This is a genomic window from Cryobacterium sp. TMS1-20-1 (assembly GCF_004402355.1).
Taxonomy (GTDB): Bacteria; Actinomycetota; Actinomycetes; order Actinomycetales; family Microbacteriaceae; genus Cryobacterium; species Cryobacterium levicorallinum.
Genome location: NZ_SOGF01000072.1, coordinates 19,569 through 29,967 on the forward strand (window position 1 = coordinate 19,569; position 10,399 = coordinate 29,967).

The 10,399-nt window shown below is 65.2% G+C and carries 10 protein-coding genes and 1 tRNA gene; 5 read left to right on the forward strand and 6 right to left on the reverse strand.

Annotated elements, in window-relative coordinates; all coding sequences use genetic code 11:
• Positions 1–245: 245 nt before the first annotated feature.
• The 6 genes from thrB to argS form a co-directional block, all read right to left on the reverse strand.
• On the reverse strand, positions 246–1,205 hold the full coding sequence (gene thrB, locus E3O45_RS17270; protein ID WP_134444787.1) for a homoserine kinase: 960 nt from the start codon (positions 1,203–1,205) through the stop codon (positions 246–248).
• Entirely contained in the window at positions 1,202–2,329 is a 1,128-nt protein-coding gene (thrC, locus tag E3O45_RS17275; protein ID WP_092448759.1) for a threonine synthase, read from the reverse strand. The genes thrB and thrC overlap by 4 nt, the downstream gene beginning before the upstream one ends.
• On the reverse strand, positions 2,329–3,666 hold the full coding sequence (locus E3O45_RS17280; RefSeq protein ID WP_241980469.1) for a homoserine dehydrogenase: 1,338 nt from the start codon (positions 3,664–3,666) through the stop codon (positions 2,329–2,331). Before E3O45_RS17280 ends, thrC begins: the two co-directional genes overlap by 1 nt.
• The gene (gene lysA / locus E3O45_RS17285; RefSeq protein WP_134444789.1) at positions 3,663–5,081 is read right to left on the reverse strand and encodes a diaminopimelate decarboxylase; all 1,419 of its coding nucleotides are present in this window, start codon (positions 5,079–5,081) and stop codon (positions 3,663–3,665) included. Before lysA ends, E3O45_RS17280 begins: the two co-directional genes overlap by 4 nt.
• A gap of 136 nt (positions 5,082–5,217) precedes the next feature.
• Positions 5,218–5,979, reverse strand: a complete 762-nt coding sequence (locus tag E3O45_RS17290; RefSeq protein ID WP_166789555.1) for a DUF2993 domain-containing protein — start codon at positions 5,977–5,979, stop codon at positions 5,218–5,220.
• Positions 5,980–5,981: 2 nt separating this feature from the next.
• Positions 5,982–7,658: an arginine--tRNA ligase gene (gene argS / locus E3O45_RS17295; RefSeq protein WP_134444792.1), complete on the reverse strand. Its 1,677-nt coding sequence runs from the start codon at positions 7,656–7,658 to the stop codon at positions 5,982–5,984.
• A gap of 41 nt (positions 7,659–7,699) precedes the next feature.
• On the opposite strand from argS, the gene E3O45_RS17300 reads away from it, so the two are divergent.
• The 5 genes from E3O45_RS17300 to E3O45_RS17320 all read left to right on the forward strand — a co-directional run bounded on the left by E3O45_RS17300 (position 7,700) and on the right by E3O45_RS17320 (position 10,325).
• Positions 7,700–8,362: an iron ABC transporter ATP-binding protein gene (locus E3O45_RS17300; protein WP_134444793.1), complete on the forward strand. Its 663-nt coding sequence runs from the start codon at positions 7,700–7,702 to the stop codon at positions 8,360–8,362.
• 22 nt (positions 8,363–8,384) lie between these two features.
• Positions 8,385–8,456, forward strand: a tRNA-Arg gene (locus E3O45_RS17305).
• A gap of 444 nt (positions 8,457–8,900) precedes the next feature.
• Positions 8,901–9,260 carry a helix-turn-helix transcriptional regulator gene (locus tag E3O45_RS17310; protein WP_134444795.1) on the forward strand — a complete coding sequence of 120 codons (360 nt, stop codon included), beginning with the start codon at positions 8,901–8,903 and terminating at the stop codon, positions 9,258–9,260.
• On the forward strand, positions 9,257–9,685 hold the full coding sequence (locus tag E3O45_RS17315) for an SRPBCC domain-containing protein (protein WP_134444796.1): 429 nt from the start codon (positions 9,257–9,259) through the stop codon (positions 9,683–9,685). The genes E3O45_RS17310 and E3O45_RS17315 overlap by 4 nt, the downstream gene beginning before the upstream one ends.
• Before the next feature lie 268 nt (positions 9,686–9,953).
• Positions 9,954–10,325, forward strand: a complete 372-nt coding sequence (locus E3O45_RS17320) for a VOC family protein (RefSeq protein ID WP_166789556.1) — start codon at positions 9,954–9,956, stop codon at positions 10,323–10,325.
• The last annotated feature ends 74 nt before the right edge of the window (positions 10,326–10,399 follow it).

Consider the following 10,399-nt stretch of genomic DNA (forward strand, 5'->3'; position numbering starts at 1 on the left):
TCAGGCCAGGAGATGTATGCAGCGACGAATGCGCTGCGGGTGATCCAATCCGACAAGTGGAGGGGATTGGTGTAAACACACACAGCTACGCACGAAATCGCAATAGCAGTGAGGTACAGGGAATGCACCGGATGTCGCCGGAGGCGGTTTCTATCGGGTGCGCTTCAACCATAGCACTCCACCACCAGTCGAATCGCCAGTCGGGCCGACGCGCAGGAGGCACGTCAGCCCGATCAGAACGAGCGTTACGCGGCGCTCTCGGCCGTGCTCGCGGAAGCGAGCGGATGCACGGTGGCACCCTGCACATCAACGGCGAGCATGAGCGCGCGCCACGGGGTGTCTGACTGGCTCGCGACGAGTTCGGCTGCGACCAGACGCTGGCCCGGGTCACTCGCCAGCACCAGAATGGATGGACCGGCACCGGACACGACGGCCGCGAAGCCGGCTTCGCGCAGCAGGGTGATGAGCTTATTCGTCTCCGGCATGGCCGCGGCGCGGTAGCTCTGGTGCAGCTTGTCCTCGGTCGCGGCCAGCAGCAGTTCCGGGCTCTGAATCAGCGCGGCGATCAGCAGCGCAGAGCGCGACAGGTTGAAAACGGCGTCCTCGTGCGGCACGGAAGTTGGTTGCAGGCTGCGCGCAAGCGCGGTGGACATCTCCTGCTCAGGAACGAACACGAGAGGCTTGACGCCGCGGTGCACAACGAGCTTTTTGTGACGCGGGCCCTCGGGGGTGGTCCAGGCGATGGTCAAACCGCCAAACAGTGCGGGGGCGACGTTGTCCGGGTGCCCTTCCATCTCGGTGGCGAGTACGAGCAGCATTTCGGCGTCGATGTCGACTACGCCCTCCAGCAGTCCCTTGGCCGCCATGATGCCCGACACGATGGCCGCACCGGAGGAGCCGAGGCCGCGCCCGTGCGGAATAACGTTGTGCGCGACGATGTTGAGCCCGGGCATGGGCTGACCCACGGCCTCGAAGGTGTGAATGATCGCACGCACGACGAGGTTGCTCTCGTCGGTGGGCACCTCACCGGCGCCCACTCCGTGCACCTCGACAAAGACGCCGGGTTCGCTGCGCACGGTGACTTCGAGCTGGTCGTACTTGGCCAGCGCGAGCCCGAGCGTGTCGAAACCGGGGCCGAGATTGGCCGTGGTGGCCGGCACCTGCACCGAGACGGCGCGCCCAATCAGCGAGAGCGGACTGATCATGCCTTGCCCAGGCCGAGCACGCTGGCGATTTCGGCGGTGTCGACCGGAACGATGGTGGGCACGACGTCGGAGCCGTCGGCGGTGCGCAGCGCCCAGTTCGGGTCCTTCAGACCGTGGCCGGTGACGGTGATCACGACGGTCGAGCCCTTGGGGATGAATCCGGCCTCGGCGCGCTCGAGCAGGCCGGCCACTCCAATAGCGGATGCCGGTTCTACGAAAATTCCGACCTCGGCCGAGAGAATGCGGTGCGCTTCAAGAATTTTTGCATCGGTGATGGCACCGAAATAGCCGTCGCTCTGCTCCCGCGCGTTCAGCGCGAGGTCCCAGGATGCCGGGTTGCCGATGCGGATGGCGCTCGCGATGGTGTCGGGGTTGTCGACCCGGTGGCCGAGCACGATCGGGGCGCTGCCGGAGGCCTGGAAACCGAACATGCGCGGCAGTTTCGTGGTGGCGCCGCGGGCGACCTCTTCGCTGTAACCGCGAAAATAGGCGGTGTAGTTGCCGGCGTTGCCGACCGGAACGAACTGAAAGTCCGGGGCGTCGCCGAGCACCTCGACGACCTCGAAGGCGGCGGTCTTCTGGCCTTCGATGCGGTCGGGGTTGACCGAGTTGACCAGGTGCACCGGGTAGTTGGTGGCGAGCTCACGGGCGATGTCGAGGCAGTCGTCGAAGTTGCCCTGCACCTGCAGCAGCTGCGCGTTGTGGGCGACGGCCTGGCTGAGCTTGCCCATGGCGATCTTGCCCTCGGGCACGAGCACAGCGGCGGTGATGCCCGCGTGGGTCGCGTAGGCGGCGGCGGAGGCACTCGTGTTGCCGGTCGAGGCGCAGATGACAGCCTTCGCGCCGTCTTCCATGGCCTTGGAGATGGCCATCGTCATGCCGCGGTCCTTGAACGACCCGGTCGGGTTCATGCCCTCGAACTTGATCCAGACCTTCGCGCCGGTGCGCGCGGAGAGCGCTGCGGCGGGGATGAGCGGCGTGCCGCCCTCCCCGAGGGTGATGATCGGGGTCTTCTCGGAGATATTCAGTCGGTCGGAGTATTCGTTCAGCACCCCGCGCCACTGGCGGCTGACGATCGCGCCGGGCTTGGTCAGATTGGTACTGGTCTCGCTTGGGCTAAACATCAGACTCCTTCAACTCTCAAAACGGATGCGACTTCGGTGACAACACTGTTGGTGGCCAGGTCCTGCACGGTGGCGGCGAGTGCGGCCTCCGTTGCGTCATGGGTCCCGATCACTAGGGTAGCCGTGGCCGAGCGTGCTGCACGACTCTTCGTTGCCATCACGGCCGGTGTCATGGACTGTTCCACGAGCGCCAACGAGACCTTGCGTTGGCCGAAGACGCTCGCGATGGTCGCGAGTACGCCGGGTTCGTCGGTGACTTCGAGGGTCACCGCGTACCGTGTGGTGACCCGGCCAATATCAAAGATGGGCAGTTCGGCGTAGGTCGACGCGGCAACGCCCGGCCCACCGGCAACGTGACGCCGCGCGATGGAGACAACGTCCCCGAGCACGGCCGAGGCCGTCTCCACTCCCCCGGCTCCGGCGCCGTAGAACATGAGGCTGCCGGCGGATTCCGCCTCGACGAAGACGGCATTGTTGGCGCCGTGCACAGCGGCCAGCGGATGGCTGCGCGGAACCATCGCCGGGTAGACCCGTGCCGACACCCCGTCGACGCCGTTTTCATCGGTGACCCGTTCGCAAATGGCGAGCAGCTTCACGACATAGCCGGCCTTGCGCGCCGATTCAATCTGCGCGGGGGTGACCGACTCAATGCCTTCACGGTAAACGGATGCCAGCGGCACCGTCGTGTGAAATGCCAGACTCGCCAGAATGGCCGCCTTCTGCGCGGCGTCGTATCCGCCGATGTCGGCCGTCGGATCGGCCTCGGCGTAACCGAGCGCGGTCGCCTCGGCCAGCGCGTCTTTGAGACTGGACCCATCGGTGTCCATCCGGTCGAGAATGAAGTTCGTGGTGCCGTTCACGATGCCGAGAATGCGCTTGACTTGATCGCCGGCGAGGCTCTCCCGCAGCGGACGCACGATGGGGATGGCCCCAGCTACCGCGGCCTCGTAGTTGATTTGGGCGCCGACCTGATCGGCGGCCGCGAACAGCTCGGGTCCGGCTTGGGCGAGGAGCGCCTTGTTGGCGGTGACAACATCCGCTCCACTATTGATCGCCAGCAAAATGTGGCTGCGAGCCGGCTCGATGCCGCCCATCAGCTCGATCACGATGTCTGCGCCGAGAATAAGCTCTTCGGCGTTGGTGGTGAACAGGTCGCGGGGCAGGTCGACCGTGCGTTCCGCGTTCACGTCGCGCACCGCGATGCCGACCAGTTCGAGGGTGGCGCCGACGCGGTTGGCCAGCTCAGGGCCCTGTTCCAGCAACAGGCGGGCTACCTGGGCCCCCACGTTGCCACCGCCGAGGAGCGCGACGCGCAGATTGCGGTATTCGATCTTCAAGATTCTCCTCCATTGGCCGGGCCCGTCGAAGGCATCCCGGTGTCCCGCGCGAGCAGGTCGGCTATCGTTTCGCCGCGCACGAGCACCCGCGCCGTGCCATCCAGCACGGCCACGACGGGCGCGCGGCCCTGGTAGTTGTAGTTGTTGGACAAAGCCCAGCAGTAGGCGCCGGTGGCCGGCACCGCGAGCAGATCGCCGGGGGTCACATCATTCGGCAGATAGTCGGCGTCGACGACGATGTCGCCGCTCTCACAGTGCTTGCCGGCGATGCGCACGAGCACCGGCTCGGCCGTCGACACCCGATCGGCGAGGCGTACCGCATAGTCGGCCCCATAGAGGGCCGGGCGAACGTTGTCGCTCATGCCGCCATCGACGCTGACGTAGAGGCGCTGCGTGCCCGACACGTCGACCGCTTTGGTGGTGCCGACACGGTAGAGGCTCACGCCGGCGCGTCCGATGATGACGCGGCCCGGTTCGAACGCGACGACCGGCAGCGGGATGTTCAGCCGCGCGCACTCGGTGGCGACGATGTCGGCCAGGGCTTCGGCGAGCTCTCGAATCGGCGTGGGTTCGTCGGCGCTCGTGTAGGCGATGCCGAAGCCACCACCGAGGTTGAGTTCGGGCACCGGGCCGTCTTTGAGCAGGACTGCGTGCAGGTCGAGCAGCCGGGCGGCCGACTCGGCGAATCCGTCTGCACCGAAGATCTGAGAGCCGATGTGGCAGTGCAGGCCGACAAAGCCCAGCGCGGGTTCCGCGCGAATCAGCGCGACCAACCTCGGTGCATCGGTAAGCACGATGCCGAACTTCTGGTCTTCGTGCGAGGTGGCCAGAAAATCGTGGGTATGGGCGTGCACTCCGCTGTTCACGCGCAGCCGCACGTTCTGCACCCGGCCGTTGCGCGCGGCGGCTTCGGCGACGCGGCCGATTTCAACCTCGCTGTCGATCACGATCGTGCCGACGCCCACCCGGGTGGCCTGGTCGAGTTCGGCGAGGGACTTGTTATTGCCGTGAAAGCCGAGCCTGGCCGGTTCGGCGCCGCCAGCCAGCGCGACGGCGAGTTCGCCACCGCTGCAGACGTCGATATTGAGGCCCGCGGCGGTGACCCAGCGCACGATCTCGGTCGACAGAAACGCCTTCCCGGCGTAATACACCTTGACGCTCGTGCCGATACGCGCGAACTCAGCCTGGAACACGGTGAGCAGCTCGCTCGCGCGGGCGCGGGCATCCGCTTCATCGATGACATAGAGAGGAGTGCCGAATTCGGCGGCGAGGGCCGAAGCCCTCACCCCGCCGATGAGGAGTTCACCGCTGGTGCTGCGGGCGGCCGTCGCCGGCCAGAGGCCGGGTGCCAGCGCGTTCGCGTCGGCGGGAAGGCGCAGCCAGTCGGGGGCCAGAGAATTAGGTTCAGTCGTCACGGGGAGTACCTCACGAGAGTCGAAGGGGAATCTCAGCGAGCGAACCCGGATTGGTCCCTGAAGCCGGAAAAATTGGTCAGCCCACGAAAGGGGCAGGCCTGACCAAATTCTACCGCCGCAGGTGACGACGATCGAATTAGTCGGCGCAGCTGCCGAGGGTGGTCAGCGACTGCACGGTGAGCCGCAAAGTGCTCGACTCCAGCGTAACGCGTGCTCGCTCGGGTGAAATGTCAACGTCGCTCAGTTCGACGCCCTCGGGCAGGTAGCTGGCCACGCAGACACCGATCGGGGCCTGCTGGAGGATGAGATTGACCAGCGGTGTTGCATCGATGTCGCCAATGCCGCTGGTGACGGTCGCTTCGGTCGGGGTGAAGTTCAGGGTGTTGCCGGCGGCGCTGGCCGTGGCCGTGGCGCTGTAGCCGACATCGAACTCGAACAACCTCACCGACGCGGTCAAGGCAACGTCATTATCGCCGAGGGTCAGGACGGCGTCGGCCGGCGCGCTGCCGGAGGCCTGAACGAGCTGATTGAGGGCGGCCTCATCGAGGTCGAGGGTCGCACTGAGCGAGCCAATCGCCTTGGCCGTATTGGTCGACACATCGCGGGCAATGACATGAACGGATGCCGGCACGCCGTCAACAGTCAGCTTCGGCGCGGTCAGTTCCACCTCGTCAAAATTGCCTCCGATGAACTGGGCGATCACCGAGGTGCCGCCGATGGTCACGGTGACGTCCCCGGTCACGGAGGCGGGCATCCGCTTGCTGATTTCGGTTTCGGCACGGTCCTGGGCGAAAGCGCGCAGTCCGCTATCGACCAGGAAAAACGCGACCACGAGCAGAACGGCAAGCGTCCCCAGAATTATCAGCGGAACCAGACCGCGACGTTTACGCTTGGCCACGATTACATACGCTCCGGGGCGGTGACGCCGAGCAGGTCGAGGCCGTTGCGGATCACCTGGCTGGTCGCGTCGTTGAGCCACAGACGGGTGCGGTGCAGGTCGGTGACCGGTTCGTCGCCGAGCGGGATGACGCGGCAGTTGTCGTACCAGCGGTGGTAGTAGCCGGCGACCTCTTCGATGTAGCGGGCGACGCGGTGCGGCTCTCGCAATTCGGCAGCCTGGGCGACGATGCGCGGGTATTCCTGCAGCACGCCGAGCAGCGCTGATTCGCTGTCGTGCACGAGCAGCTCCGGCGAGAACACCGAGCGCTCGACGCCGCTCGCTGCCGCATTGCGGGCGACCGAGCAGGTGCGGGCGTGGGCGTACTGCACATAGAAGACCGGGTTGTCGTTCGTCTTCTTGCCGAGCAGGTCGAGGTCGATATCGAGCTGCGAGTCGCTGTTCGAGCGCACCAGGGCGTAACGGCCGGCATCAACACCGACGGCGTCGACGAGGTCGTCCAGGGTGACGATGGTGCCGGCGCGCTTACTCATGCGCACCGGTTCGCCGTCTTTGAGCAGGTTGACCATCTGGCCGATCAGAATCTGCAGGTTCACTCCGGGCTCGTCACCGAAGGCTGACACCATCGCCATCATGCGGCCGACATAACCGTGGTGGTCGGCGCCGAGCATGATCAGGCACTGGTCGAATCCGCGCTCACGCTTGTCGAGGTAGTAGCCGAGGTCGCCCGAAATATAGGCCGGTTCACCATTGGAACGGATGATCACCCGGTCACGATCGTCGCCGAAGGTCGTGGTACGCAGCCAGATGGCGCCATCCGCTTCGAAAATATGACCCTGTTCGCGGAGGCGTTCGATGGCGCGGTTGACGGCGCCGGATTCGTGCAGCGAGTCTTCGTGAAAGTACACGTCGAAGTCGACGCCGAAACCGTGCAGCTTGTCCTTGATCTCGGTGAACATGAGGTCGACACCGATCGAGCGGAACACTTCCTGCTGCTCGTCGCGGGGCAGGGCGGCAACGTCGCCGTCGTACTTCGCAAGCACGTTCGCCGCGATATCGCCAATGTACGCTCCGCCGTAGCCGTCTTCGGGAGTGGGCTCGTCGAGGTAGCTCGCCAGCACGCTGCGGGCAAAGCGATCGATCTGCGAGCCGTGGTCGTTGAAGTAGTACTCGCGGGTGACGTCGGCGCCCTCGGCTTGCAGTACGCGGGCGAGGCTGTCGCCGACCGCGGCCCAGCGCACGCCGCCCATGTGGATCGGGCCGGTGGGGTTGGCCGAGACGAATTCGAGGTTGATTTTGAGACCGTCGTAGAGATGGCCGGTGCCGTAGACCTCGCCCAGGTTGACGATGGTCCTGGCGAGCGCGCCGGCCGCCGCAGCCTCGAGACGGATATTGATGAAGCCGGGGCCGGCGATTTCAACGGATGCGACATCGCTCAGCTGTTCGAGACCGGCGGCCAACTCCGCGGCGATTTCACGCGGGTTGGCGCCGAGCGGCTTGGCGATCTTCAGCGCGATGCTCGAGGCCCAGTCACCGTGGTCGCGATTGCGCGGGCGTTCGACGGCGACGTCGGCGAGGGTGAGTCCGAGGTCTACCCTTGCCATGTCAGCCTCGCGTCGGCGTTCGCTGACGTCCTGGATGAGATCGAAGAGGGACTGGGAGAGTTCGGCAGGAGTCACTGGTCAATCGTACCGGCCCCTCCTGTTGGTAAGGTCAACACGTGACTGATACCCGCGTCTACCCCTCGTTTGCCCGCACCGTTCCTCGCTTTGCGCGGCGTCGGGCAGGCCTGGTGCTCGCCGGTGGCGCTCTGTTCGCGCTCGTTCTGAGCGGCTGCGCCAGTGGTGACGAGCCGACGCCGACGGATTCTGCGGCGACGAGCACGGCATCCGCTGAACCGACCGAGAGTGCAGCGCCCTCGTCATCGCCGACGCCGACCCCGGAAGCGACCGGTTCTCCGATCGAGCGAGCCTGCGATGAGCTGCTCACCCTGCAGGATCTCTACGATTTCAACCCGAATTACGGCACCGCGCCGAGCTTTGCCCCAGCCGCCGGCGGCTTGGCCGAGTCTGCGCTTGACTACAACGGACTCGCCTGCGGCTACTCGAACCAGACTAGCGGCGAGCTCATCGAGCTCTCGCTGGTGGCGCCGAACGACGTCTTGATGACCACACTCAAGCAGCGAGCGGATGCCGACAGCCAGGCCGTGCCCACCTACGGAACCCCGCCGACCGTCGACGGCTTCTTTGAATACGCCGCCGCCGGCAGCGGCCAGGCACAGGTCTTCACGGGAACCTACTGGGTCACCTTGAGCTCGCCAGCCTTCATCGAGCCGGGCGACTCCGAGCGCCTCATGTCGGCGGTGCTCGGTCACCTCGGGTAGCTGCTAACCTTGAACCACCCTGGCCCCCATAGCTCAGGGGATAGAGCACTGCCCTCCGGAGGCAGGGGCGGCAGTTCGAATCTGCCTGGGGGCACATCTGTCACGTGACAGTCCAGTTCGGACTATTGCCACCTACTTCGGACAATCCGGCTATCAAGTTCGTTGAAAGTCATGTCGTTGTCTTGAGCAGACGTGACCCGAACGCGGTCCTCAGCCTGTCGCAGTTGACGTGCCTTGGCGGGATTTCCTTACGCGACAGGTCAAACGGGACAAGTTTGCTCAGACGGTGCGCGGGGCCCTGTCTTTGCGGGGGCGTTCCCGTATGAGGTCCCGCTTGCGGCATTAGCTAATCATCCGCGAGGGGACAACGATTCTTTATGGTGCGACTCGCGATGTGCTCCGCTGCATTCTTCGACCCTCGCGTTCCTTCGACCCGACTGAGAAGAGAGATGGCCCTGGGCTTGATGGGGAAACGCGCGATGCCTAGTATTCAACTTAGTGGTTCTATACCAGCCAGTTGAATATAAGATTGGACAACATGCCCACCGACCAGCTCAGCCGCACCTTCGCGGCCCTCGCCGACCCGACGAGGCGCGCCATCCTGGCGCGCCTGGCGCACGGCGAGGCGACAGTTGGGCAGCTCGCAGAGCCGTTCGCGATGAGTTTCGCGGCGGTATCGAAACACCTCCGGGTGCTCGAGGCCGCGGAACTGGTCAGTCGGGGCCGGAATGCGCAGTATCGCCCCGCGACCCTCGACGCTCGACCGCTGGCGAATGCCTGCGCGTGGATCGGCGACTACGCGAAGTTCTGGGGTGCCAGCTTCGATGCCCTCGGTGACGTCCTCGCTGAGATCACGACCACCGAAACAAGCATGACCGACAAAGGAGAAACCTCATGAGCAACCCCGTCAGCATCACCCGCACCTTCCCCGCAACACCCGAGCAGGTCTTCGACGCCTGGACAACGCCTGCTTCTTTCGCGGTCTGGTTCGGGACGGCCGCGGTCCCGGTCGACGATGTCGAGATGGATGTCCGTGTCGGCGGCGGGTGGAAGGCGACCATGCACCTGCCCGACGGCAGCCTGAAGCACTGGGTTGGCGAGTTCACAGAGGTGAATCGTCCGACGCGGCTCGCCCTCACCCTCACCGACCAGCCCGATGATCCAGCCCGCGAGCCTGTCACCGTCGACATCGTCGCCGTCGACGGCGGCACCATGATGACAATGGTGCAAACCGCCCAGGGCTTCGACGACGCGTCGAAGGCGGCCCTCACGGCCGGATACACCGCGTTCTTCGACGATATGGAGAAGCTGTTCGTCCGCTAGACAGGCACCGGTCGCGTCAGCGCGTTGCGAGGGCGACACTGACCGCACCCCCACCCCGACCGGGTCGTCAAGGCCGAAGCCCGCAACCAGTTCCGCGCAGGGTTCCCCTGCGACACAGCGGCGGCGAACTCGGAAGCCGGGTGGTTTAGCCCCAGTCTTGGCGCGCTCGACGTCCAACTTCCGGGCAGGGCGTTTCGGAAGTGGATCATCTCACGCGAGCCCCGACGTGTACCTAGTAAGGCACGCGTTCGTTCTGGAAGAATAAGGCATGGCCGACCCCGTTGAAAGGCAAACGCAAACGCCCACGCTGCGCCAGGTCGTGTTGGACTGCGAAAACGCCCGCATCTTGGCCGAGTTCTACCGAAAGCTTCTGGGCCTCCGATATCGCCCGGGTGATGAGCCTCCCCCTGAGGGGGCACCGGACATCAAAGGCCAGGAGTGGTTGGTGTTGTGCAACGAAGCCGGCAATGCTCAGCTGGCGTTCCAGCAGGTGCCGCATCTGCCGGAGCCGACATGGCCCGAGGGACCACGACCTCAAATGTTGCATCTCGACACCACAGTGCCGACGGTGAGCGACCTGCACGCTCAGCATCAGCGGGCGCTTTCACTAGGAGCGTGGGTCAGTAGTACCAAAGTTTAAAACGCCGGTCGATTTCCCGGGGTTGGGGTGTTGGTCTGGGAAAATTGATTATGAGCGATTCTGATGGCCTGTTC